Origin of the sequence: Lentibacillus sp. Marseille-P4043 (assembly GCF_900258515.1) — a bacterium.
In the GTDB taxonomy this organism is placed as follows: domain Bacteria; phylum Bacillota; class Bacilli; order Bacillales; family Amphibacillaceae; genus Lentibacillus_C.
The window spans coordinates 1,357,664-1,383,231 of sequence record NZ_LT984884.1 but is presented as its reverse complement, the minus strand read 5'-3'; the positions used below and the strand labels follow the sequence as shown (position 1 = coordinate 1,383,231).

The following is a 25,568-nucleotide window of genomic DNA, read 5'->3' as shown; positions in this document are numbered from 1 at the left end:
ATTAGCTGAAACCCTAGTAATCTATTGGTTCTTTTTCAGTATAGATACTACTATTTTTTTTGTCAACTAGATAATGGTGAAATAGATAATAATTTCATGTGTTGCAAGATATTTCTTATATTATTACAGAAAAAGAACCAGTTTTTCAACTAGTTATCTATTAGTTTACACCATATTGCCATTATATTGCAACTTTATTTCGTTATTATCTAAAATTAACAAAAAAATAATCACATCATAAAAGATGCGACTATTTAACGTATTACGGATATTCATTTTTTATTCCAACTATCTTCCTATTTCTTTTCCTTGATTACCTTCATTAAAAACTTTGGCAATGCTAGCTGCCGTTTCCAGCGCCATGGTTCTGCTAATAATCGATATAGCCATTCCAATCCTGTTTTTCGGAATAAAGCGGGAGCTCGTTTGATATTGCCTGCCAATACATCAAAGGAACCGCCGACACCTTGGAAAATCGATACATTTAATTTTGTCCGATTTTCTCTGATCCACTCTTCTTGTCTTGGGCTGCCCATTGCAACAAATAGGATATCCGCATTTGACTGATTAATCGCATCGATAATTTCAGCATTATCTTTTACATAGCCATTCATTACGCCAGCTAATTTTAAATTCGGATATTCCCTCATTAATTCTTTACTTGCTGTTTCCGCAACTCCTGGTTTAGCACCATAAAGGAAAATGGATTTTTCTTGCACAACAGCTTCCTGTACCAATTCCATCATTAAATCTATTCCAGTAATTCGATTCGAGATGGACCCACCTTGGAGTTTGGATGCAATTAAAACTCCTACTCCATCTGGAATTTGATAATCGGCAGTGTTTATCAATTCCCTTAGAGCAGGATCACGATAAGCCTTCATGATTTTTTCCGGATTTACTGCTACAATGAAAGATTGCCTTTTTTCATTTATATTTGTAAAAAGTTGTTGTTTAAGACTGTCGTATGTTTCTCTAGAGACATTTACCCCAAGTATAGTTTCTTTATTTGGCATTGAGATCACCTGTTCTTTGCATCTCCTAAGCGAATAAAGTCAAATCCTGCTTCACGCCAGGAGGATTCATCTAGACAATTTTTGGTGTCGAATACAATTCTTGTTTTCATGGCTTGCCCGATTACTTCTGGTTGATATTCTTGGAAACGTTTATGATCGGTTAGGATAACAACTACATCTGCATCAGCAATCGCTTCGTCTAAATCCGTCACTTGATGAGGAACACGGATATCCTTTATGTGTGGATCATATACGTTATAATCAATGTTCGTTTTATTTAGATGCTCCATTATTTTAAGAGATGGACTTTCCCGCATATCATCAACATTTCCTTTAAATGATAACCCGAGAAGTGCCACTTTAGGTTTCGTAATAGTATGCTGCTCGATTATTTGTTGGATACGTTCCACTGTATATGCTGGCATATTATCATTTGTATTCCGGGCTAGTGTTATCATATCCGCTATTTCAGGCTGCAATTCGGAAAGGAACCATGGATCTACTGCGATACAATGACCTCCAACACCTGGGCCTGGCTGGTGAATGTTTACCCGCGGATGGAAATTAGCCAGTTTAATAGCTTCCCAAGCATTTACTCCGATTTGATCGCTGATTTTTGCCAGTTCATTAGCAAAAGCAATGTTCACATCACGATAGGTGTTTTCAATTACTTTTACCATCTCTGCTGTAGTAGCATCTGTTAAATGAATATTCCCTTTTACAAATGACTTATACAACTTTTCGGTGAGTTCGGCTGATTGCTTATTGATCCCACCAACGATTCGGTCATTTCCTTCTAATTCTTGGAATATTTTACCTGGAATTACTCGCTCAGGTGAGTGGGAAACATATAGCTCTTCACCAATTTTTAATTCCGTCTTTTCTAGAACTGGTATCATGACGTCCTCAACAGTTCTAGGTGGTACAGTCGATTCCAGAATGACCAAATTGCCTTCTTTTACATATGGAACAATACTCATCGTAGCTTTTCGAACATAATCCAAGTTCGCTGTCTTTTCTTCAGTAATCGGTGTTGGTACAGAAATAATAAAGACATCGGCCTCCTGTGGTTCTGTTGCCACTGTGAGATGACCAGCCTCTGTTACTTCATTTAAAGCCTCTTGCAGGCCAGGTTCTTCAATATGCAGTTCTTTATGTGAAAGCTTGTTAATAACATCTTCGTTCACGTCAACGCCATGTACTTGAAAGCCGTGCTTAGCAAACATAATTGCTGTTGGTAATCCAATATATCCTAATCCGACAACATTAATCTTCGTCATTTTACTTCTTCCTTCCCTTCATAAGTGGCAGATAACGGTTCACTTTTTCCACTTTTCACCGTTTCCAACCAAGCGATTAACGCTAAGAAAATAATTGGGAATACCTGATTCTCCCAAACGTTGTAGACGACCCCTACAATACAAATAAATAACCAAAACATTATTGCTACATTTGCAAGATTGGGATATGTCTTTCTTGTCGTCCAAATTCGATAAACCATATTTAATAAGAAAACAGCAAATAATAACGTCCCAACAATTCCCGTTTGGACAATAATTTGTATATATTGGTTATCCGAATAAAAGTCCTTACCCATATAGTAATAAATATCTTCCAATCCATAATCATCATATATTGGAGAGGAATAGACAAGGGCTGCTGAATCACCAAAGGTACCGAAACCAGTCCCTATTACCGGATGATCCATTAGTATTCCAAAACCTTTTTTGATAAAGAAAATACGCCCTGTGTTTAAGCTTCGATCTAGCTGTTCCTCATCAAAGGAAGAACTAAAGCGATCACCAAGTGAATTTCCTCCGCCTTCTTCCATGTATTTTTTTTGCGTGTCATCATCTAATGCATTAAAAATTAGTTGATCCGCATAATTAATTGGTAGAAAGACTAGTACATATCCAGCTAAACACGCAATTACTACTTGTTTAACTAATTCTTTATTTCTTGCAATTAACAAGATGGCGATGGTGGAAACGACTAATCCAATCCAGCTTCCCCTGGAATATGTCAGTAAAAAGGTACCAAAGGAAAGAACTAGCGGGATATACCAACGCTTTTCTTTGGTCATACGTAATAAGACAACACTGGCTACCATGGAAACAAACATAAATAGTCCCATCGAATTCGGATTGCCTAGCAGACCATAAATCCGTTCAAAATTGGTTGGCGATATAAATTGCTCCATCCATGCTTTTGGAAGTAACCATTGCCGCTGTGATAACTTCTCCACAAAGCCGTGTAAACTTAGAATTGCCGCAACACCTGTAATCAGCTTTAACAACCGCATAATTTCATATTTCTCCCAACTCAAACGTTTCACACCGTAGAATAGGAGATAAAGCATAAGGAATTTACGCAACTGAAAGATGATTGCTATAAGTGTAACTCCTGTTGATAATGCGGATATCGCTCCGACAACACAAAACAAAAGGTATGCCCATTCATACCATTGCAATGTAAAAATTGATTTATAATCTTTTTGCTTAACTGCCTCATATAACACTCTAACAAAAAGGACAATAATCCCAATATCTCCAGCTAATTTAAGCCCATCATTAATTTCGGTTAAAAAAGGTCGAAATGGAAAATAAATAAGTAATAATGGAATCAGCCATTTTGGTTTTAGCCATGTTACGGCCGCAAAGTATACGGCAGAAATTACCATAGCGAATTTTGTCGGTAAAAAAAGTCCGATAACAAGAATCGCAATAGTTATCCCTATAAAATAAAGAAAGTTCTTCCGATTATCCATTCATGTTCAACTCCAAAGATAGTAAACTGATTTTAATGTGCATATGCTACTAGAATATACATTTTTCTTGCTTTCTTGCAAGAGGAAATTTATACAATACGACATATTTCCCAATAATTCATGTGCAACGGTTCATTCTGATATATTATCACAATTTGCTCCTCATGTGGTAGTGATGGAAGAACGAGAACTTCATCAAGGTCTGAATCCATCGATTTAAAAACAACAAATCTTAATGTAAAAGGTGTCGGTTATTCGTTGTTCTATGCTATAATAAATGAGGAAATTTTGTTGTATGTGAGGAGATTATTTTGGGAAGTAATTCGATTGTTTTATTACTGTGGAAGCAGTTGCGACCAAGGCAATGGGTAAAGAATTTCCTTGTGTTTGCTGCTTTATTATTTTCTTTTCAGTTGTCGAATTTTGACGCTGTGTTACTTTCATTTTTTGGATTCATCACTTTCAGTTTCACAGCAAGCAGTATATATATCTTAAATGATTACAAAGATCGGGAAGCTGACCGCAACCACCCTGTAAAGAAAAATAGACCAATGGCTTCGGGATTATTAAACCCTTCCTTAGCAATTGGCTTAGGTGTGATTTTATTAGGTCTATCGCTCATTTCTTCTTTTTTGATAAATAAGCAATTTTGTCTCATATTATTGGTTTATTTTATCACAAATGTGTTATACAGCCTATATCTTAAACATGTTGTCATTATTGATATCATGATTATTGCTTTCGGGTTTGTTTTAAGGGCGATTGGTGGGGCCATTATCATTAATGTACCATTCACTCCATGGTTCCTTTTATGTGCTATGTTGTTATCCTTGTTCCTTGCTATTGGTAAACGTCGCCATGAGTTGACACTATCATTGGAAAATAAGAGCTCCCATCGAAAAGTATTAGATCACTATTCGTTGCCGTTTCTTGATCAATTAACAAGCATTGTTTCATCGGCTACAATTGTCAGTTATGCAGTTTTTACTTTTACGGCAGGTGACAGCATTCATTTAATGTGGACGATTCCATTTGTAATCTACGGTATTTTTCGCTACTTGTACTTGATTCATATTAAGAAACAGGGCGGGGCTCCTGAGAAGGTTTTATTTGAAGACCGACATATTTTAGTTACCGTTATTTTATATGCGGTTAGTGTTGTCGTGATTCTTACACTTTTTGAATAGACAGATTGGACGTGGTGAATATGGTTAAACCAGTAAAAAAGGTTATTTCGGGTTGGGGAAACTACCCAAAGGAATCTTGTTACGTATATCGGCCGGAAACAATGCACGACCTGGAAACAATCGTCCAAAATAGGGATACTACTTCTCAAATTGTTTATGGACTTGGGCGAAGCTATGGCGATACAGCATTAAACAAGGATGAAGGAGTTATCCGATTTGACCAGTTAAATCACATGCTGGGGTTTGACGAAGAGAAACAACTTTTGACGTGTGAGGCTGGTGTATCATTGGCGGAGATAATTGATGTGTTTCTCCCCCGGGGCTACTATCTACCAGTAACACCAGGGACAAAATATGTGACAATTGGCGGAGCTATCGCTAATGATGTTCATGGAAAAAACCATCATGTAGATGGGTGTTTCTCTGAATTTGTTGTTTCATTTGAATTATTAACTGCTGCAGGTGTTGTAATGACATGCAGTCGGAATGAAAATGCTGACGCGTTTTGGGCGACAATTGGCGGGATTGGACTGACAGGAATCATTCTACGCGCCACGATTCAATTAATTCCTGTTGAAAGTTCGTATATCAATGTTACATATGAAAAGGCAAAAAATCTTGACGAAGCCTTCGAGAAATTCATCGAGAATGATAAGAACTATAAGTATTCCGTAGCTTGGATTGATTGTCTTAGCTCTGGTGATGCTTTAGGACGATCGGTTTTAATGCGCGGCGAACATGCTAAACAGAGCGAACTGCCGTTAAAAATGACGAAAGCCTATTCAACTGGAAAGAAATTTCCGTTAAAGATGCCGATTAATGCACCATCATTCGCTTTAAATTATTCGAGTATCTCTGCATTCAACAAGCTCTATTACGCTTCTTTTTCGGATGGTAAAAAACTTGTAGATCAAGCTTCTTTCTTCCACCCACTAGATGCGATTGGGGATTGGAATAAGTTATATGGCAAAAATGGGTTTGTCCAGTATCAGGCAGTTTTTCCGAAAGCGAATCATCCTAAAGAGGGATTACGTAAATTGTTGGAACGCTTAAGTGAGGAAAAACAGTCTTCATTCTTAGCTGTGTTAAAGAGTTCGGGACCGGCAAACAATGGATTATTATCATTTCCTATGGAAGGTTATACACTGGCATTAGATATCCCAATTAAAACTAATCGGTTGTTTCCCTTTTTAAGAGAATTGGATGAAATTGTTTTATCTCATGGTGGGCGTGTGTATTTAGCAAAGGACTCAACCATTGGACCCGATACATTCAAACAAATGTATCCAAATTGGGAGCAGTTCTTGCACATGAAGCAACAGTTGGACCCGGAAGGACGCTTTTCCTCGTCTATGTCTCGGCGATTAGGTTTAACTTAATGGAGATCTTTTTTAATGGGGCACAGGTCCATAAATGAAGGAGGTTGTCATATAACATGACTACAGTTTTAATTTTAGGTGCGAGTTCAACAATTGCACAGGAAACTGTTCGTAAATTGGCTGCTCGAAATATGAACTTAATTTTAACTGGAAGAAGGATGGATGAGCTAGAGGTATTAAAGAGTGATTTGCAAATTCGTCATGGTGTTGAGATTACACTTAAACAGTTCGATGCATTGGATTTTGATCATCATGAGGTATTCTTTTCTCAAGTTATCGAAGAAACAGGAGGCATTGATGGGGTGATCCTCATGTATGGAGCAATGGGAGACCAAAAAGAAGCAGAGCAATCGTTTACCATCTCCCGTAATATGATTGATGTCAATTATACATCAGCTGTATCGATATTAAACATAGCTGCAAATTATTTTGAGCAGAAACGGCAAGGCTTTATCTGTGCTGTTTCATCAGTTGCGGGAGACCGTGGGCGTAAAAGCAATTACATCTATGGATCAACAAAGGCTGGATTAAGTGTTTACATGCAAGGGTTGCGCAACCGACTTCATGCGTCAGGGGTAAACGTACTGACGATTAAGCCTGGCATGGTCGACACAAAGATGACATATGGAGTTGTTGAAGATTCTAAATTGCTTGCCGATCCAAAGAAAGTAGCAGGTGACATCACAAAGGGGTTAGTTAAACGTCGTGATGTTGTATATACGCCATGGTTTTGGTTTGTGATTCTGCTTGTGATCAAAATAATCCCAGAAAAGCTATTTAAACGGACCGATATATGATGAATAATCCCAGCAAAAAGGAGCCAAACAGGATCATTCCAAAATTAATAATTGGAGTGATCCTCGGCATTATTGTAATAGCCGGATTCTTGCTAATTGCTGATCTCAAAAAAGTAACGTTAACGATTAGAGAAATGCCCGTACATTACCTTATACTGGCGTTTCTTCTAACGTTAGGGAGCTATTCCCTAAGACTTTATAAGTGGCATGCATTTTCAAAATGGTCAAATTTTAAAATTGGCTTGAAGGACAATGTTGTAATTTTCCTAATTGGATTGATGATGTCGATTACTCCTGGAAAAGCTGGAGAATTGATCAAATCCTATTTATTGCAAAGGAAAGGTAACGTTCCCTATTCGGAATCTATCCCTGTGATTATTTATGATCGCCTTACTGATTTATTGGCTATGATGGCACTTGTAGGTGTTGGCTTCCTGGTATATCCATTTGGTCTAACACCATTGTTGATTTTAACCATTTTGATCGTGCTTTTTTTCATTCTGGTGCAAAAGCGTTCCCTTTGTACCAAACTAATAAATTGGCTAACCAGACCGAAGAGACTACAGCGTTTCCGTAATTCCTTACACCACTTTTATAAGCAAACACTTTTTTTAATGCGATTAAACATTCTCAGTTTCTCCTTTATTATTAGTGTTGCCGCTTGGTTATTAGAATGTATTAGTCTTTACGTAATCATCACAGCCTTTTCAGTTGATGTTTCCTTTATCGCTAGCATCTTTACCTTTAGTCTCGGTACATTAGCTGGCGCCCTATCCATGATTCCCGGTGGACTAGGTGCAGCAGAAGGCAGTATTACGGGGCTACTGATATATTTTGGCGTTGCCGGAAGTTTAGCTGTCACGATATCCCTAATCATACGATTTGTCACACTTTGGTTTGGCGTCTTTCTCGGCATTATCGTATTTCTTGTTAAAAGAAAATCGTTTTTGAATTAGGCTGTTTCTAAAATATTGTTGTTTTTAAAGAAATATCTAAGCATATATTTCCTCACAAGCAGCCCGTATACATGCCCCTTCATAGGGGTATGCCGACGCCCGAGCGCAAGCCCGCTTTTAGTCGGCCTTCCTTCTAACGGGGGAAGAGAGGCATCGGTGAGACCCCGCAGAGCGACAAGCAAAAGTCCCACCGAGTAAGCTTCGAGTTGCGAGGAGCGCTACTTCATCGAATTTCCTACAACGCGACGAGCACCCCAGCACGAGGAGGCTCTCCAGCCGCCCCCAGAAAGCGGAGTGTATACGGGCTGTGGGGTATAGGGGGCAGCAATTGATGAGAAAAAACTTGTAAACAGGAGAGTGTATTTGCCTTGCCATATTTTTTAGCACCGTTTGCAGGCTGGTTTATATCGGGCTGTTTGAAATATCTTATTCACCTAATTAAATACGGAAAAGAAGCACACCTTCACATGGGAAACGGCGGCTTTCCTAGTACACATACGTCTACTGTATCAGCAACAGCCTTTTTAATCGCACTTGGTGAAGGTTGGCTATCGCCTGCTTTCGGTTTAGCAATAACCTTTCTTTTTATCGTGGTAATTGATGCGACTGGTTTGCGAATTGCAGTTGGTAAACAAGCTGGTGTACTTAATACGTTAATTCAACATGATAAGGACCATGAACAATTGCGGGAGCGGATGGGACATACCCTCTTAGAAATTATTGGCGGAGTGGCCGTTGGTTTTCTAACGGCTTTGGCACTGTATTATTCATTTAGTTGGTTGGGGTTGATGTAGCATGGCTGATTATCCGATTAAACGTATCTTAAAATCTACTAATTTATGGTTACTCCTTATATTTATTGTATATAGCATTTTTATTATTATCCAATCCAAACTGCAACCTGATGGCTTTCTTACATCAGATTCAACACACTATTTACAGATGGCTGAAAACCTTCTAAATGGAAACGGCATGACAACCATCAATTTAGTTCCTGAAATAAGTACATATTTCGCAACTTGGCCGATTGGTTACCCTGCGTTAATTGCAATCGCCTCCTTTGTAACTGGTGTGGGCGTGTTTTGGGCGGCAAAACTTGTTAATATTTTACTTCTAGGTCTCTGTTTCGTCTTGATCAAATGTTTGTTTAAACAACGGGCTCCTATTGTTGGCATGATATTCTTTATTAGCACCTTTACAACCGTTTTTGTTTATACATGGTCTGAAGTACCATTTATATTTGGAATGATTTGGCTTGTGTATGGGATTGTAAACTATGTCGAAGCAAATAAAATTCGGTATGCCTTTCATATGATGTTCGCTGCATTGTTTCTCTTTTTTATGCGATACATTGGCCTAATTGGTGCTGGCATCGTTGGATTAATTGGATTCTATTATCTATTTTCTAAACAATGGAGACACATGCTTACATGCTGGATTGCTGGAAGTATACCGATGCTAATTGCGGGAATCTATTTGTTTTATAATTATCTGCAAACGGGGCTCTTAACCGGAATGGAGCGTATCCCTCGTGCAGAAACGGCATCTGAATTTATGATCATGCTGTGGCAAGGTTTAGTTGCTGAATTTAACACGTTAGCTACTAGCAGTCATGTATATGTTGCAGAAAGTATAATCATCTTGCTAGTTGGGCTGCTGCTTTTTGTACGACCAAGGCATATACGTGCATTATTTAGCCTAAACAGAAGGCAATTCCTTCTGCCAGGAATGTTTTTATTTGTTGGTCTTGTTTATTTTATAGCAATTGTTTACATGCGATGGAATGCCCATTTTGATCCATTTAATTTTCGATTGCTCGGTCCGGCAACACTGATGTTATGGCTGTTTTTTATTAGTTGGGTCACTCAATTAAAGCAACGGGATTGGGCACGTTGGCGTGGATTTTTACTTCTCGTGCTTGGGATAGCCTTCGTAATGAATGTTGGCTATAACACCTATACATCATTACTGAGCCCTTCCCCTGATTACGCAGACACGGTAAATAAAGTGCAAGAAACGTACGAGGAAATTCCAGCCGGAAGTATTATCGCTTTTGAAAACATTCATGCTCGTTATTTACGACCAGATTTACAATATATTAAAGTTCACTTTCAACCCTATTTCGCTGAAAAGGAATCCGTTAAAGCGTTAAGGGAGCGAATTAGCCCTAATCATGCAGCAGGTGTATATTTACAAACTGGTCCAATTCGAGAAGACCGGTACCATGACAGTTTTATTAAGTTGATAAAAAGTGCTAGGGATAGCGAGGACTTTGTAAAACTTGAATAGATACACCTATAAAAAGGATCGACACCCATTAAGTAATGTGTCGATCCTTTTTTATACATTTATTTTTTAACTTTATTACCTTGTACTAACTTCAATATCGGTCGGTAATTTTCACTGATTAAACCGGTAACTTCCACAATTAATTCGATAACGATTAGTAATCCAAATAGAAGTAACGTCGATCCCCACATAGTTGCCCGAGTGAAGATGATTGCTGCTAGACTGAACAATCCACTCATAGTATAAATCATGACTACTGTTTGCCGGTGTGTGAATCCTAATCGTAGTAAACAATGATGCAGGTGCAATTTATCCGGTGCAGTTAATGGCTTTCGTTGGACAGCACGACGAATAATCGCAAATGTTGTATCAAGTATCGGTACTCCAAGGATAATAATTGGTACGATCAAAGAAAATATCGCCACATTTTTAAATAGACCCATTACTGATAGCACACTGATCATATAGCCTAAAAACAGAGAGCCTGTATCACCCATAAAAATCTTGGCAGGGTGAAAATTGTACAGGAGAAAACCCAATGTACTACCAAAGACGATGAGTCCAATGAGGGCGACTGCCATACTTCCCATGGAAATGGCCATTCCAGAGATCGTTAATAGCACAATCGATGATACTCCTGCAGCTAGACCATCCAATCCATCAATTAGATTAATAGCATTTGTAATTGCTACAATCCATAGAATCGTAAGTGGAATAGCAAAATATCCAAATTCTATTTTATCTCCAAATGGTAGTGTAATAAATTCAATTTGTACACCACCAAGAACCGTAACAAGCGCTGCCACCAGCTGTCCGGAAAATTTTACTTTTGCCGATAATCCATATATATCATCTAATACACCGATTAACGTTACTAAAGTAGCCCCCGTTATAATTGGCCATGCTGCAATAGTGTCTGGCAAAAATAGTAAAACTCCAATTATAAAACTGATAAAAATAGCTAAGCCACCTAGTCGAGGCATAATCTTTTTATGAACTTTTCTATTATTTGGTTGGTCAACGGCACCAATCTTAATTGCTAGTTTTTTTACAACAGGTGTTAGTAAAATAGATGCTACAAAGCAAATGACTAAAGCGATATATCCCATTTGAATCCTCCTATGAATCTTAAGCGTACATATACGTTGGTGCTATCTAAAGAGGATGTTCAAAAAGTAACCAAACGATAAGCTGCAACTTTTGAACACGCACTTATAGGTAGTTTTTTAAGTTTCATATTTTTACTCAATTATAGTATTCCAACTCATTATATAGAATTACAATAGGAAATTCAATCCTTAACAAGTAACAATTCCGTTAAAAAGAATCGACGTCACCTTGAGTTAACCACCAGTCATGGTTATTTTTATAACGGTTTCTATTATTCTCTAATTCATGGACAATAAGCGGCATTGGCTTATCTTTCTCTTTAAAGCCAAAATGCAACAGGGATTCCGTTCCAATATTACCTGGAAATCCCCATGCCTGTATCATGTCGACATCTTGTAATTCGGTTAATGCACTGTAAAGTAGGATTTCCCAAACTGCTTTATCTTCAACTGCTAGATAATCAATAATAAAGCCAATCATCGCTTGTCCATTTTTAAAATCCCTTTTTCTCTTATTGACAGTTACATAACCTTGTAATTCGTCATTATTTGTCAAGGCAAGGATCGTATAATTATTTTCAGGATGATTTAAATATCTCCAGTTAAGATAGTCGGCATCTCGTTTTAACATAATTGGTTTAATCGTCTTCACCTTTTCAGCTAGCTGATCAAACCGCTGATCACAATGCTCGACAGCTTCTACCTTCCATCCTACGGGTAGAGAAGTTTTTTTCAGCTTTCTCTGTTTGAGGCGCTTAAATACCCTGCCCACTGATTTGATTGGAGATAAAAATGAATACATATTTGCAGCTATTGCACCTGGATCTAGGATCAGCATATACCGTGAAATGTCTTCAACATAGTTTGCATTTGTCGTATTCAATAAAAGCTCTTTTGCTTTTGGTGCCGGGAATCCGTATAGCAAGCTTATGCCTGATTCCTTAGCTTCAGCCAGCATTGCTTCGTTCAGCTTCCGATAGATACCTTTCCCACGTGCTTCTGGATCAACCATTGTATCCACGCGGAGTGCTACCTTTGTAGCCTTTCCTTCCATATATGCGTTTGCTACCCATAACGCAATATGACCAATTATTTTCTGATCTTCCTCGTATACAAGAATAAATGGATTTAACGATTGCGGGTTTTTTATATATTTCCATTCCCAGTGTTCAAGTGTCCGTTCTTTGTTAAAAACCTTTTTAAAAAGCTCTTGAATTTGCCCTTCATCACCAGTTTTATAATATCGGATTGCCATTCTCTATCACCTCAGGATGACTTTCGCAATTTAAGATATTCATAATCTTTAAGACTATCTTCATAAAACATTTGCTTTCTTTTGAAGTTTTTATAGATAGCCCACAATAACGTATCCGTTCGATTAGCCTGCTTAAATATTTCCGGGAATGGCTGTTTGTCTTCTCTAAGCCGATCACAATGATGTATAAACATTGAAATAGAAGGTTCAAAAAACGCTTCAACAGCCGAAACCTCATCCTGAACAAGATTGGATTTCAGTCTATTTAGTTCTAAAAATCCATCAAACGCAATGGTCTGTGAAGCAAAAATATCTACCGCTTTGTCCTTTTCTATCACTGTATCTGAAATATCTACTACACAATTAATATACTTTGGTGGGATAGGACAATTAATCTCATATAAGCGAATAGCGAAATTATGATTGTCTGTTTGCTTCAAAACATCTGATAAAATGGTTGCCGTAGCAGTATGATCAGGATGTGCATCCACAAATGAAGTACAGTAAATTAAATCTGGGTTGATAGACTTAATAACCTCAGCTAACTTTTTTTGTGTATCTTTATTGCTTTCTACATGACCATCTGGCAAACCTAAGTAATGGATGTCAGTGATCCCTAGTATATTTTTAACTTTCTCCATTTCATCCATACGTGCATTGGTTAGTTCCTCTTTGCTTAAATCACTCACACTATTTGATCCATCGGTGATAAAAACACAATGAACTTCCGCGCCTTCATTGGCATGTTTCCGAATAACTCCTCCAGGCCCAATCGTTTCATCATCCATATGAGGTGCTAAAACTAGTATACGTTTGGCACCTTTGGTTGAAGATAACTCCTTTGATGCTTGGTAATGGCGTTTTAGTATGAATTTAGTTACCGGAAGATTTATAGGTTTTAAGATTTTCATAATCAGCTGTTTTTTATTCATCCAAAGTAGACTCCTTTGTTACCGATTTTTTCTTCAGGAATTTATCTACCATAAATAGTAAAGCCTCAGATTTTAGTAAATAAGCACTTGCAATGTACACAATTGCACCTGCTAAGGCTACCACTACAATTTGAATAATATTATACCACCCATTGATCAATAATAAAATTGGGTATATTGCACCACTCATAATGGCAGTAGCAACAATTATTTTTATAAATTCAACTGCTAAAGCCTTTAATTTCAATCCACCGATTAATTTATAAAATACAACAAATTGTGCCCCTACATAGCACATTGCCATTACAGACGCTGCCAATGGAATCCCTCTATAGCCAATCCAGGCTGTAAAAATAAAGCTTAAAACAATATTTAATAGAATAGATAATCCACTAATTACCAGAATTAAGTGACCTTTCTTTAACGAATAAAATCCTTTATTGATAATATTATTTAGACTAAAAAATAATACCGAACCAAAATACAGATAGGCAACTTGTGTCGTGGCTTGTACTGCATCAGCGGTAAATGCCCCGCGTTGGTATAACAATTCAATAATGTTAGGCATTAACAATAACATTCCTATAATAGAGGGAAGCAGAATAAGAAACATCAATGTTAGTCCTTTTTCAATTCCACGTTTAAACAATTTATGGTTGTCTGTTGCAATTGCTTTTGAAAGCAATGGAAATACAATCGTTCCAATCGTTACCCCGAAGATTCCCTGTGGCATATGGACAAGATTTTTGGCGTAATTAATATACGTTACAGCACCTTCTTCAAAATAACTAGCAAAGATACTTCCAACCATTAAGTTAATTTGTCCAACAGCAACGGTTAATCCAACAGGTATAAAGACCCAATAAAATTGCTTTATTTCCAACCAGTCAAACTTCCTCTTTAACTTGAGCTTTTTACGTGGCATCACTAAAATGAGTTTGAACAGTAAGGAAATAATTGTCCCAGCTAAATAACCAATGGCTAGTGAATATGCGCCTATTTGATTAGCAAATAGAATAGCAGCCACTATGGAAGATAAAATAACCAGAATTTGTGAAACCATCGATAACGAAAATTTGTTTTCTGCATCAAATAGAGCTTCTAAAACAGCATTCATTCCGACAAATACGATAGTGGCAAAGAAGATGATCGTAACCCAAACAGCAATTTGAGTAGCATCAACGTTAAATTCTGGATACAATAATGGAATATATAATGGTGCCAGTGCCATTCCAATTATCGAGACTATGAAACTTATTACAATCGTACCTTTAAAAACTTGGGCTAAATGATAATTTCCTCGTTGTTTTTCTAATGATTCAATATAACTGGGTACAAATGCATTCTTCATACCCGTTGTCATGAACAATATAAACATATTCGGAATGATAAACGCCGCTAAATAGGCATCTGCTACATAGCTGTCTCCAAAATAGTAGGCGATTACCATATCACGAATAAGACCAGATATTTTTAACAGCAATGACGCCCCAATAAAAAGGACGCTTGCCAATCCTAATTTAGATTTCAAGCGTAATACCTCTTTCACATTTACTAACAAGAATATTGTCATCGCAAACACTCTTATTGTCTCACAACTAGTATTTTATCATATTTCATACCATTACTGAACGTATCATTTTTATAGAACCGTTAATTTTCGCTTGAATACCTTTACGTCTTGCGCGCTATTTTTTCTTTAAACTTTCAAAATAAGCATCCGACCATTCATAAAGCTTTAACATTTTTTCATAGTCTTCATCGAAGTAATTTACCGGATTTGTTATGGTATCAAATCGATTCTTACCCTTTAAATCGTACATACGGATATCATGCCTACTCGTCTCCGGTATATATAATAGGTCATCATTGAAAAATGCCCCCGTTGGCAAATAGTATCGCATCCCTAATAAATTATGTTGGTACTGAAATAGATCCTGTCCAAAATATAATCCCTGTGGAGTGATCCCCATCAAGTTAAGAATGGTCGGCATCATATCCAGCTGTCCACCGATCGAATCGATTTCCTTACCAGTATCTTCCGTCTCTCCCGGTATATCTATTACAAATGGAATGTTGAACCGATTAAGCAATGAATATGGATTACCAAGAAGTTCATGTAATAGCGTTACATCCTTATCTTGGAGCAACTTACCATGTACACCGGAATGATCACCATATAACGCAATTATCGAATCCTCCCATAGTCCTTCCTGTTTTAAGCCCTCAAAAAACTGCCCTAGTGCATAGTCAGCATAATGGACGGATTGCAGGTAATTGCCAATAAATGTCCCTTTATATTTCTTAGGGAGTTTTAACATACGTTTATCCGCTGGCATTTCAAATGGTGTATGACTTGTTAAAGATATAACATGCGCATAAAAAGGTTTGTTTTCATTATTAAATTCGACCAGTTTGTCCATTGTTTTATCATAAAAATATCCGTCGGAAGAGCCATGTCCAACAACATCGTTTTCACCATAGTATTCGGTATCGTAATATTGATCAAATCCTAATGCCGGATACAAAATATTACGATCCCAATATTTTACTGTATCCGCATGAAATGTTGCGGTATAGTATCCTTGGTCTTTCAACACATTGGGCAAACTCGTTAGCTTTTTGTCCGCAACGTATTTGGATGTAGGTGTTTCACCTTTTGGGTAAATCGATGTGTTCATAATAAACTCAGCATCTGACGTATTCCCTGACCCTATTTGTTGGAATACATTGGTAAAGTAATAGCTATCTTCCACCCACTTATTTAAGTTCGGAGAGATCTCTTGGCCATTAAGTTTTAAACCAATCACAAAATCCTGCAGTGATTCAATCTGGAGAATAATTAAATTTTTACCCTCTGCCACACCATAGTTGTCATGCTGTGCAAAAGGTACAGGATCATTTCCCTTTAGTTTAATTATCTCATCCACACTATTGGCAATTTGGGTGTGTGATGACGCAACACTATCCCTATATCCTTTGATAAATTGCGAGTTGAGAAGGCCGTTATTTTCCGAAAATAATGCCTGATCTAGTATTCTCTCATCGCGATGTACCATAAAATTACTAATCGAAATAAGAAGACAGATGAACAATACGACAGAGACAAACCATTTGGAAAGATTTATATTAACCGGGAAGCGCAAAAATCTTCTCATGCTGAACAGAATCCCAATGATGACAAAATCTAAGAAGAAGAGGAAGTCCATCGGGGAAATGAGCATCAATGTGCTTTCTCCTACTGAACCTACCTGATTCAATTGTCCTAAATCATAGTAGGTTGGAATTGTACCAAAATACTTTTCATAAACAACCATACCGAAAAAGAGACAGGATAAAATAAAATCCAGGATGATATAAGTTATGATTTTACTCTTTTTCAAAAATAATTCAATGATAGTAAAAAGAATGATAACAATACTTAACTCATACCAAAATGTATTAATAATAGAATAGTCCCTAAATAGTAGGTATCGTAAAAATAAAAACTTTACTGCGATTATTATTATAAAAAATAAGAAGTAACTTTTAGAAAGGGATCGTAAAAAGTTCATTGCTTATATCACCTCTAGGAAATAGTAACCCTTTGTAAAATCTTTGTAAAGGTGAAGTATAAATAACCCATACAAAGAAAACCGGAAATGAATTATTCATCTCCGGTTTTCTTTGATGGGCATTATCCCAAGTTCTATTTATTCTGTTGTTGAATAGCTAAATGCAGGAATGTAGCAAATTGTCCACGTGTAACTGTCTCTTTTGGACGAAAGTCAGCTAGTTGGTTCGTTATTCCGCTTTGTGCAAGCAACGAAACGCTCTCCCTGTGAGAAGGTGAAACATTATCAAGTTTAATTCCAGTATTCGTTCCAGTATCGCGTAGATCATAAGCCTTAGCTATGACAGTGGCCATTTGTTCACGTGTAAGTGGTCCATCCATGAATTTGCCATTACTTCCTTTAAAAATACCTGCTTGATAAGTTGCAGCTATTGCGTCTGCATAATAGTGTGAACCATCAACATCACTATAATGATTAAGGACCTCATCTACATTATTTGGAATTGGTAAATCAAGTGCTTTGGTAAACATTACAGCCGCTTGAGAACGGGTAATCTTAACTGATGGTCGATACTCTTTTGTACCATTTTCAAGTGTATACCCTCTAATCGCACCCATATCGACTAAAGCATATATTCCATTGTAGTGTGACGATCCTTCCTTCACATCTGTAAAGCCCATTATATAACTTGAATGGATCCATACTTCTTTACCACCAAGAATTCCTCTATACCAAATATTATTTCCTACTTTTTCAGTAAGATTAATTTTAAATGTTGAGCCAGCATAAGAAGATAAATTATTATAAACTAGATTCTTGTTACCTCCCCACGCTTTGTTATACGCCTTTCCAGATCCGATTATTGTGTAATTTTTCTTCTTCTTGTCCACGCCAGTATGTTCGTGGACATTCATATCGTCAGCCTCAACCCACCCTGCTGTTCCGGTTTTACTGCTTGGCTCTCTACTGATCAAATAATAAACCTTACCGTTAAAATCAGCTTGCTTCTTAATATAAAAGACTTCATTTGTGTACTCAGAACCCGCAGTACTATATTGGTCTAAATCAGATAAATCATTGTATATACGAACACTGTCTGATTCGATGTGTCCTAGCTTACTTGTCGAATGGGTATCAGGAGTTGTAACGTAATCATTGTATTTTAACTTCACCAGTTGAACGAAATCATCCCAGTTATAACCCCATCGCGCAAAATATCCATGTGGGTCTACATGTGTTGTACCACCTAAGTGGATACTTACCGCTTTATGGGACCATAAAGTGCCCAGTCCCGTTCTTTCAGCATCTATAACACCCAAATTATATTTGTATAATAATGAAGCAATGTACGAAGCGTAATTGTTTATCGAGCTAGCAAACTCTTCAAAACTATGAACCCTTACTAACTCAACATGAACAAAACGCTCATTCGCAAATCGTCCTGCTCCCCATGCAGCATAATTAGTCGGATGAATTTCAATAATACGAGAATCATCAACAAATGCATGGACGAATGCATTATTGTAATTATTTGTCATATGATTGATCTCACCTGTAAGTGTTGAAGAATTATTTGCAGTTTCGTGGGCTACTACTCCCTCAACTCTTCCATATCCAAATCGATAAGAAAATTTTGGAAACTCACTTTTGTGATCTAACTCTACTCTAGCCACTGATAGATTCTTAGATTGAATGTAGTCATTTACATCAGGATAGGCAAGCTTTAATGTGGCTTTCGGTTGTGTTTCACGTTTGTGCTCACTTTCAAAATTCCCGTCCCGCCAGTTTTTGGGTATGTATTGAAGTTCTTCGTCTGTAAGTTCACTAATATCCTCGCCATATATTTCAATTCCATTGTCTGTATTTTCAGCGTCTGTTTCCGGCAGTTCTTCCGGTGTCTCACTATTTTTATCCGCATTTTCCTCAGCTAACAAAGGAAACGGGGATGACAACGTATAAAGTAGAACCATGGCAATCATGATGACTAATTTTTTCATATTATTCTTCCTCCGTAGATTTTACTAACTTAGTAGATTTATACTATTCTTTACTAATTATCGGACATTTCCGGATAAATTTGAAGAGGAAAATAGAATTAAATTAGACAACTTATGACAAAATGTTAATTAAAGTGACATTCTATATGTAAACATTCACCTCCCTTGCCCCTCCAATCCCATTGTGATAATTTTAAATGAGGGATAAAAAGTGTGCTATCTTAGGGGAGGTTGCCATGGATACATCCAAAAAAATAATTGTAGGTATCGCTATTTTCGTCTACACGCTAGCCATTATTGGTCTCACAACCTTTATTGTTCATCCAAATCCGAATGAGCAAGATGTTGCGCCAACACAGCAGGATTGTGATTGTGCTGATGACAGCGGTTCTGCGAGTGAATAAGTACAGGCCTTTGTCTACAACTGGGACAAGGGCTTTTTTAAGTTTTGTGACGGGGGTCATCATTTGCCTAGAAAACATCATCAGATCCGTCTTGAATAATTGATTTACAGGTCCAATATCAGTAATATAAAGGAAAGAAAGGAAAACTACCATTTGCAGAATAATTTTTTATAAAGTGAGGCATCAGTCAGTGGTTACACAACAAAAGCCAAAAGCAGTTATCGTAATTTTTGGGGCAACAGGCGATTTAGCAAAGCGCAAATTGTTTCCGTCGATCTATCGTCTTTTTCAAAATGGGAAAATTGGTGATGATTTCGCCGTTGTTGGTACAGCGCGGAGACCATGGACGAACGATGTTTTTCGTAACAATGTGGAAAAATCGATTGAAAGTGATACCACGACGAAAGAGGAGCTTGATGCGTTTACATCTCATTTTTATTATCATCCGTTTGATGTGACGGAACCTTCCTCTTATCAGGAATTAGACGCTTTATTAGAGAAGCTTGAAGGCAACTATCAAACAGATGGCAACAGGATTTTTTACTTAGCTATGGCACCAGAGTTTTTCGGGGTTATTGCCGATAATTTAAAGGAACATGGATTAAAGAATAGCACTGGATGGACACGTTTGGTTATCGAAAAGCCATTCGGCCATGATTTGTCATCTGCCAAAGAATTAAACAACGAAATTCGTGCGGCATTTGATGAGGAACAAATTTACCGGATTGACCATTATTTAGGAAAAGAAATGGTCCAAAATATTGAGGTAATCCGTTTCGCCAATGGGATTTTTGAACACCTGTGGAATAATCGATTTATTTCCAACGTGCAAATCACCTCAAGTGAATCACTCGGTTTAGAGGATCGATCCCGCTATTATGACCATTCAGGTGCGATTCGAGACATGGTGCAAAACCACATGTTGCAAATGGTGGCATTACTTGCGATGGAACCGCCAATCAAGCTGACAACAGAAGAAGTTCGCTCAGAAAAAATTAAAGTTCTTCGTGCATTAAGGAAAATGGCGACGGATGAAGTCGATACCTATTTTGTCCGCGGTCAGTATGGAAGCGGCCATATGAAAGGGAATGATGTTAGTAGTTATCGGGATGAAGCACCAGAACTAGCCAAGTCGAACACCGAAACATTTGTGGCCGGTAAAATCATGATTGATAATTACCGCTGGGCCGGGGTGCCATTTTATATTCGCACAGGTAAACGGATGACCGAAAAATCGACAAAAATTGTTGTTGAATTCAACGATATTCCAATGAATTTATACTATGAAAATAAGCAAGAAAAGCATCCTAATTTGCTTGTTATCAACATTCAGCCGGATGAAGGAATTACCCTTTATCTCAATGCGAAGAAATCAGGAATTGGAACCCATGCGCAACCAATCAAACTCGCTTATAACAATAATGGTGTGAACGCAATTAATACACCGGAAGCATATGAAAAACTGCTTTTCGATTGCATGGTTGGGGATACAACGAATTTTACCCATTGGAATGAAGTCGAACAGTCATGGGCATTTGTAGACCCAATTTTAAATGCATGGGATAAGAAAATGCCCGATTTCCCAAATTACCCAGCAGGTTCAATGGGCCCAAAAGAAGCAGACAAGCTGCTTGAAAAGGACGGTTTTCTTTGGTGGCCTATAACCGACAATTAATGGAAGGAGCAAACGGTTATGAAATTATATGATGTAACAGCACCCATTTTTGAGGGAATGCCTGTCTATAAAAACAAGGAAGAGAAACAGCCGAAAATTAGTACGGAAACGAATGGACATGTAACAGAGTCTCGCATTGCGATGGATCTTCATACCGGAACACATGTCGACTCCCCACTACACATGTTGACTGATGGCGATACGATGGAAACAATCAATATTGACGATTTGGTTGGCAATGTGAAGCTATTTGATTTAACTCATGTCGAGGATCGAATCACTAAAAAGGATATTGCATCATTTCAGATTGAGAAAGATGATTTTGTTCTATTTAAAACAAAAAACTCGCTGCAAGATTCGTTCGATTTTAACTTCATTTTTGTTGCCGAAGACGCTGCTACATATCTAGCAGAAATCGGCATAAAAGGTGTTGGGGTTGACGGCCTTGGCATTGAACGAAGCCAAAGTGAACACCCAACCCACCGTACGCTTTTTAGCCATAATGTCATTATTATAGAAGGTCTCCGATTAAAAGAAGTGCCTACAGGAGAATACTTCATGGTCGCAGCACCAATCCGAGTCCAAGGAACCGACGCAGCACCAGCACGTATTTTGTTGTTTGATGGAATAGTTGCGGAATAAGTTTTGGATTTATACGGGATCGCGCCTAGGTGGTGCGGTCCTTTATTTGTAGTAGGTAACCGGTCCTCAGCGGCCATGCGGAAGACTGATTATACAGCTGAAAAGCCTTTGTCCGCTTGCGTGAGGACGAAGGCTTTTTGGGATGGTGTTGTTCTTCATAGCACCTGGGTTTGTTTTTAACGGGACTCTTTTCCTTATTAAACTTGTTATTACCGAGGCTTTCTTCCTTATTACCTAGGCTCTCCTCCTATTACCGGAGCTCTCTTCATTATTACCTAAGCTCCACTCGCTATTACCAGAGCTCTCTTCATTAAAAGAAGGGCCTATCCCTCGCCATCATTTCACCGTAGTAGTGCGACAAGAGACAGACCCCTCATTTAATAATTACTTATTCTCCACTTCAATCTTCTTATTCCCCAAGATCAAGTAGTTCAATTCTTCTTTCGGTATTTTGTTAAATTCCGTCCGTTTGGCTAGGTAAAATACAAATCCAAGTGCAACCCAGGCGATTAGCGCGATTCTTGATTCGATGCCAAGAAATGCTGGTGAGCCTGGAATAAGCAAGAGTCCGATAAACGTTATACTTGCCAGCATGCCGATACAGGAGATGAATTTTTTGCCTGGTGCAATGACATGTTTTGCAGGATCAAACCCGCTGTTCATCGACCATTTAAAAATGCTGAATGCTGTATAGCACGTGTAAAAGTATGCGATCGATACCCCAATCGATGACATGTCCACGACCCATAACAATGCTTGACGACCAAACCATGGCGCAAACATAGCCACGATTACGGTGAAAATAATACCAACATACGGCGTTTTATATTTTGGATGAACTTTTGAAAATACTTCCGGTAAAATTTTCGCACGTGACATGGCAAAAAGCAAACGACTCGATGAAATGATAAACCCATTTAGTCCGGTAAAAATTCCCATGCTGAGTGCTACGACTAAGATGACTAAACCAAGCGTTCCCATTACATCTGTGACTGCCACCGCTGTTCCCCAGAGATTATTTTCAGCAACGAGTGCTTCCCATGGGCGAGCCATTGCAGTTGCGATGATCATAAAGCTGTACAATACCGCGGCAAATAGAATTGCCAGGATAATCAAGGTGAATGCTTTTTTAGATGAAAACTTGAATTCTTCCGCTGCCTGTGGGACATTATCAAAGCCAACATATGCCCATGGCGCGATTGCAACAATTGAAATAATCGCGGCAAATGTGGATGTATTCGATGGGAAATATGGCTTGATATCAGCTAGTGATGTCCCAGCGCTGCCACCGATTGAAAATGTGATCGCGAGTACCCCGACAAGCATGATTAAGCAAAAGATAAATTGCATGCGGCCGGTTAATCCGGTGCCACGAACATTGAGATAGCCGAAAATAACAAGTGCCAGCGATGCAATAATAATTTCCATGCCATAGACATCCCAGCCGGCAATTTGATAGAGGTGGAGATTTTCAATAAGTTTTGGGAAAACAAATTTGAACATTAATGCAAATGCAGATGCATTGAGAGCAACAATACATATGTAGCCGAGGGTCAAAAACCACCCACAGATAAATGCGTGTGTGCGGCCTAAACTAACGAAGGAATATGCAAACTCACCGCCTGAAACGGGAAAGCTTTTAATTAAAAATCCATAACTAACAGCGATTAACATCATTAACGCTGCACCGATTAAAAATCCGATAATAACACCAATTGGTCCACCATCTGCCATCCAGACGGTCGGTTGTACAAATGCACCCCAGCCAATTGAAGATCCTAAGGCAATCGCCCAGACCCAGTGAGGTTTTAATGACTTCTTAAGTTTCTGTCGTTCTTCCATGATAATGATTGAACTCCTTTAATGTATCATAAATTTTTTCTACTACTCATTTATACCAAAGTATGAATTTTATCGCAATTCATGAAGCAGCACGATATATGCGGTTATAATGGAAAAATTGGCGAATTTGGCTGTTGAATCGAGTGGAGCGCATTATTTTGTGCGGATTTGGTAATGTAGGATGGTATACAGGTGTTGCACGGGGTTCGGGTTTGGGAGGTTGCTGAGTTTTCGGGGCGATGGTTTGGTGGGTCCGGGCGATGTTCTCGTTTTCCCGCCGATGTTTCCGCATTTCCGGTCGATGTTTCTCCTCTCGCGCCGATGCTTCCGCTCTCGCGCCGATGTTTCTGTTCTCGTGCCGATGTTTCCGCTCTCGGGACGATGTTCTCGCTCTCGCGCCGATGTTTCTGTTCTCGGGCCGATGTTTTCGCTCTCGGGTCGATGTTCCGCGATTCCCGCCGATGTTTCTCCTCTCGCGCCGATGTTTCCGCTCTCGCGCCGATGTTCCCGCGTTTCCGGTCGATGTTCCGCGATTCCGGCCGATGTTTCCGCTCTCGGGCCGATGTTCCGCGATTCCCGCCGATGTTTCTCCTCTCGCGCCGATGTTCCGCGATTCCCGCCGATGTTTCTCCCTCTCGCGCCGATGTTCCGCGATTCCCGCCGATGTTTCTCCTCTCGGGTCGATGTTTTCGTTCTCGGGTTGATGTTTCTCCTCTCGGGCCGATGTTCCGCGATTCCCGCCGATGTTTCTCCTCTCGCGCCGATGTTTCTGCTCTCGCGCCGATGTTCCCGCTCTCGCGCCGATGTTCCCGCTCTCGGGCCGATGTTCCGCGATTCCCGCCATGTTCCAATTAATGCGCCCTTTCCTGTATTTTCAGCCAGCACGCTCCTCATGCCAATCTCCTGCACAATTTCAATTCCAACGCCAGCATGGACAGGTTTATTTTTTACAAAACCGGGTAAATAATACTATGAAGCTACGGTTTCCTATGGCATTTCACTCTATAGCGAAAGGTTTTTCACCATTCAATAGGTCTTACTCCTTGTTGAAGCAGAATAATTTTCACCAAATATAGGTAAAATGACTCATGCGGTGTTAAAGTTGTTTTGTTATTGTAAAGTAGTTTTCGATGACTTTTGAACTGGGCTTAGTAAGGAGCATCGAAACTTTTTTATGTCTACGGGAACTGAAAAATATGAAAAATGGGAGAAATATGGACATGCAGTGTTTAAGTGATAATGCGTTATTAGATGCCTATTTCAAAGCGTTGGAATTAAAATTGGACAGTGATTTTTTAAACTTGTTAACAGATGAATTAAATAGAAGAGGAATTGCCTTTGATAAACTTCAAAGTGGGGAGCATACAGGTCAGGTGAGCATTCACGATGAGATATAAGAGAGAAGAGCCTTTTCGCTACACATTTGATGAGCCAATTTCAGCACTTTTCCAAATTAAAGAAATTGATGGTCATTCGGTCGAAACTTCTGAAGGGGAAGCGAAAATAATTGATATCAGTCCAGAGGGTGTAAAGCTGAATTCGGAGTTAAATCTACCTGATACAATCGATAAATCTATCCATTTGTCTATCTCATTTGCATTAAATGGGAACCCGTTCGACTTCATTGGTATTATTGTTTGGAAGAAAAAGGTAGGCACCGCAACTAATTATGGCATTGACTTTCTTACCGATGACTCTGCCAAACAAGCGCTAGTTGAGCAGATAAAACTTTATGCAAAAAACCAGGCGAAATAATTGATTAATGAA

22 protein-coding genes are annotated in these 25,568 nt (G+C 38.5%); 11 read left to right on the top strand and 11 right to left on the bottom strand.

Annotated features, from left to right (window positions below; translation table 11 throughout):
* Positions 1 to 296: 296 nt before the first annotated feature.
* From C8270_RS06915 to C8270_RS06905, 3 genes are read right to left on the bottom strand one after another with little or no spacing between them, the layout of a single operon-like run.
* The gene (locus C8270_RS06915; RefSeq protein WP_106498470.1) at positions 297 to 1,016 is read right to left on the bottom strand and encodes a WecB/TagA/CpsF family glycosyltransferase; all 720 of its coding nucleotides are present in this window, start codon (positions 1,014 to 1,016) and stop codon (positions 297 to 299) included.
* A 5-nt stretch (positions 1,017 to 1,021) separates the two neighbouring features.
* The gene (locus tag C8270_RS06910) at positions 1,022 to 2,296 is read right to left on the bottom strand and encodes a nucleotide sugar dehydrogenase (protein ID WP_106496131.1); all 1,275 of its coding nucleotides are present in this window, start codon (positions 2,294 to 2,296) and stop codon (positions 1,022 to 1,024) included.
* Positions 2,293 to 3,783, bottom strand: a complete 1,491-nt coding sequence (locus C8270_RS06905; protein WP_106496130.1) for an O-antigen ligase family protein — start codon at positions 3,781 to 3,783, stop codon at positions 2,293 to 2,295. Before C8270_RS06905 ends, C8270_RS06910 begins: the two co-directional genes overlap by 4 nt.
* A gap of 311 nt (positions 3,784 to 4,094) precedes the next feature.
* On the opposite strand from C8270_RS06905, the gene C8270_RS06900 reads away from it, so the two are divergent.
* The 6 genes from C8270_RS06900 to C8270_RS06875 all read left to right on the top strand — a co-directional run bounded on the left by C8270_RS06900 (position 4,095) and on the right by C8270_RS06875 (position 10,391).
* On the top strand, positions 4,095 to 4,970 hold the full coding sequence (locus C8270_RS06900; protein ID WP_234028502.1) for a decaprenyl-phosphate phosphoribosyltransferase: 876 nt from the start codon (positions 4,095 to 4,097) through the stop codon (positions 4,968 to 4,970).
* Positions 4,971 to 4,990: 20 nt separating this feature from the next.
* On the top strand, positions 4,991 to 6,349 hold the full coding sequence (locus C8270_RS06895; RefSeq protein WP_106496128.1) for an FAD-binding oxidoreductase: 1,359 nt from the start codon (positions 4,991 to 4,993) through the stop codon (positions 6,347 to 6,349).
* 56 nt (positions 6,350 to 6,405) lie between these two features.
* Positions 6,406 to 7,146, top strand: coding sequence for an SDR family oxidoreductase (locus C8270_RS06890; protein WP_106496127.1), 741 nt, complete (start codon positions 6,406 to 6,408; stop codon positions 7,144 to 7,146).
* Positions 7,146 to 8,102 carry a lysylphosphatidylglycerol synthase transmembrane domain-containing protein gene (locus C8270_RS06885; protein WP_158701634.1) on the top strand — a complete coding sequence of 319 codons (957 nt, stop codon included), beginning with the start codon at positions 7,146 to 7,148 and terminating at the stop codon, positions 8,100 to 8,102. The genes C8270_RS06890 and C8270_RS06885 overlap by 1 nt, the downstream gene beginning before the upstream one ends.
* A gap of 368 nt (positions 8,103 to 8,470) precedes the next feature.
* Entirely contained in the window at positions 8,471 to 8,896 is a 426-nt protein-coding gene (locus C8270_RS06880; protein ID WP_106496125.1) for a divergent PAP2 family protein, read from the top strand.
* A 1-nt stretch (position 8,897) separates the two neighbouring features.
* Positions 8,898 to 10,391: an ArnT family glycosyltransferase gene (locus C8270_RS06875; RefSeq protein WP_106496124.1), complete on the top strand. Its 1,494-nt coding sequence runs from the start codon at positions 8,898 to 8,900 to the stop codon at positions 10,389 to 10,391.
* Between the two features lie 59 nt (positions 10,392 to 10,450).
* Here C8270_RS06875 and C8270_RS06870 read toward each other — a convergent pair whose 3' ends face one another.
* From C8270_RS06870 to C8270_RS20745, 6 genes are all read right to left on the bottom strand, one after another.
* A complete protein-coding gene (locus C8270_RS06870; RefSeq protein WP_106496123.1) occupies positions 10,451 to 11,500 on the bottom strand; it encodes a glycosyltransferase family 4 protein in 1,050 nt (349 codons plus the stop codon).
* Positions 11,501 to 11,708: 208 nt separating this feature from the next.
* Positions 11,709 to 12,755 carry a GNAT family N-acetyltransferase gene (locus tag C8270_RS06865; RefSeq protein WP_106496122.1) on the bottom strand — a complete coding sequence of 349 codons (1,047 nt, stop codon included), beginning with the start codon at positions 12,753 to 12,755 and terminating at the stop codon, positions 11,709 to 11,711.
* Between the two features lie 11 nt (positions 12,756 to 12,766).
* Positions 12,767 to 13,687, bottom strand: a complete 921-nt coding sequence (locus C8270_RS06860) for a PIG-L deacetylase family protein (protein ID WP_106496121.1) — start codon at positions 13,685 to 13,687, stop codon at positions 12,767 to 12,769.
* Entirely contained in the window at positions 13,680 to 15,260 is a 1,581-nt protein-coding gene (gene murJ, locus C8270_RS06855) for a murein biosynthesis integral membrane protein MurJ (RefSeq protein WP_234028501.1), read from the bottom strand. Before murJ ends, C8270_RS06860 begins: the two co-directional genes overlap by 8 nt.
* A 115-nt stretch (positions 15,261 to 15,375) precedes the next feature.
* Positions 15,376 to 17,004, bottom strand: coding sequence for an LTA synthase family protein (locus tag C8270_RS06850; RefSeq protein WP_158701633.1), 1,629 nt, complete (start codon positions 17,002 to 17,004; stop codon positions 15,376 to 15,378).
* A 371-nt stretch (positions 17,005 to 17,375) separates the two neighbouring features.
* Positions 17,376 to 19,238 carry an S-layer homology domain-containing protein gene (locus C8270_RS20745; protein WP_106496119.1) on the bottom strand — a complete coding sequence of 621 codons (1,863 nt, stop codon included), beginning with the start codon at positions 19,236 to 19,238 and terminating at the stop codon, positions 17,376 to 17,378.
* 236 nt (positions 19,239 to 19,474) lie between these two features.
* Between C8270_RS20745 and C8270_RS19850 the strand changes: the two genes are divergently transcribed.
* The 3 genes from C8270_RS19850 (at position 19,475) to C8270_RS06835 (ending at position 21,959) form a co-directional block, all read left to right on the top strand.
* Entirely contained in the window at positions 19,475 to 19,642 is a 168-nt protein-coding gene (locus tag C8270_RS19850) for a hypothetical protein (RefSeq protein ID WP_158701632.1), read from the top strand.
* 190 nt (positions 19,643 to 19,832) lie between these two features.
* Positions 19,833 to 21,317 carry a glucose-6-phosphate dehydrogenase gene (gene zwf / locus C8270_RS06840; RefSeq protein ID WP_106496118.1) on the top strand — a complete coding sequence of 495 codons (1,485 nt, stop codon included), beginning with the start codon at positions 19,833 to 19,835 and terminating at the stop codon, positions 21,315 to 21,317.
* A gap of 18 nt (positions 21,318 to 21,335) precedes the next feature.
* Positions 21,336 to 21,959, top strand: a complete 624-nt coding sequence (locus tag C8270_RS06835; protein WP_106496117.1) for a cyclase family protein — start codon at positions 21,336 to 21,338, stop codon at positions 21,957 to 21,959.
* Between the two features lie 384 nt (positions 21,960 to 22,343).
* On the opposite strand, the gene C8270_RS06830 is transcribed toward C8270_RS06835, so the two are convergent.
* Positions 22,344 to 23,801 carry an APC family permease gene (locus C8270_RS06830; protein ID WP_106496116.1) on the bottom strand — a complete coding sequence of 486 codons (1,458 nt, stop codon included), beginning with the start codon at positions 23,799 to 23,801 and terminating at the stop codon, positions 22,344 to 22,346.
* Between the two features lie 104 nt (positions 23,802 to 23,905).
* On the bottom strand, positions 23,906 to 24,652 hold the full coding sequence (locus tag C8270_RS06825) for a hypothetical protein (RefSeq protein WP_106496115.1): 747 nt from the start codon (positions 24,650 to 24,652) through the stop codon (positions 23,906 to 23,908).
* Positions 24,653 to 25,021: 369 nt separating this feature from the next.
* Here C8270_RS06825 and sda point away from each other — a divergent pair, with 369 nt between their 5' ends.
* Together sda and C8270_RS06815 are read left to right on the top strand one after the other, a co-directional pair.
* Positions 25,022 to 25,198 carry a sporulation histidine kinase inhibitor Sda gene (sda, locus tag C8270_RS06820; protein WP_106496114.1) on the top strand — a complete coding sequence of 59 codons (177 nt, stop codon included), beginning with the start codon at positions 25,022 to 25,024 and terminating at the stop codon, positions 25,196 to 25,198.
* Complete coding sequence (locus C8270_RS06815) at positions 25,188 to 25,556, top strand: PilZ domain-containing protein (protein ID WP_106496113.1); 369 nt, start codon at positions 25,188 to 25,190, stop codon at positions 25,554 to 25,556. The genes sda and C8270_RS06815 overlap by 11 nt, the downstream gene beginning before the upstream one ends.
* The last annotated feature ends 12 nt before the right edge of the window (positions 25,557 to 25,568 follow it).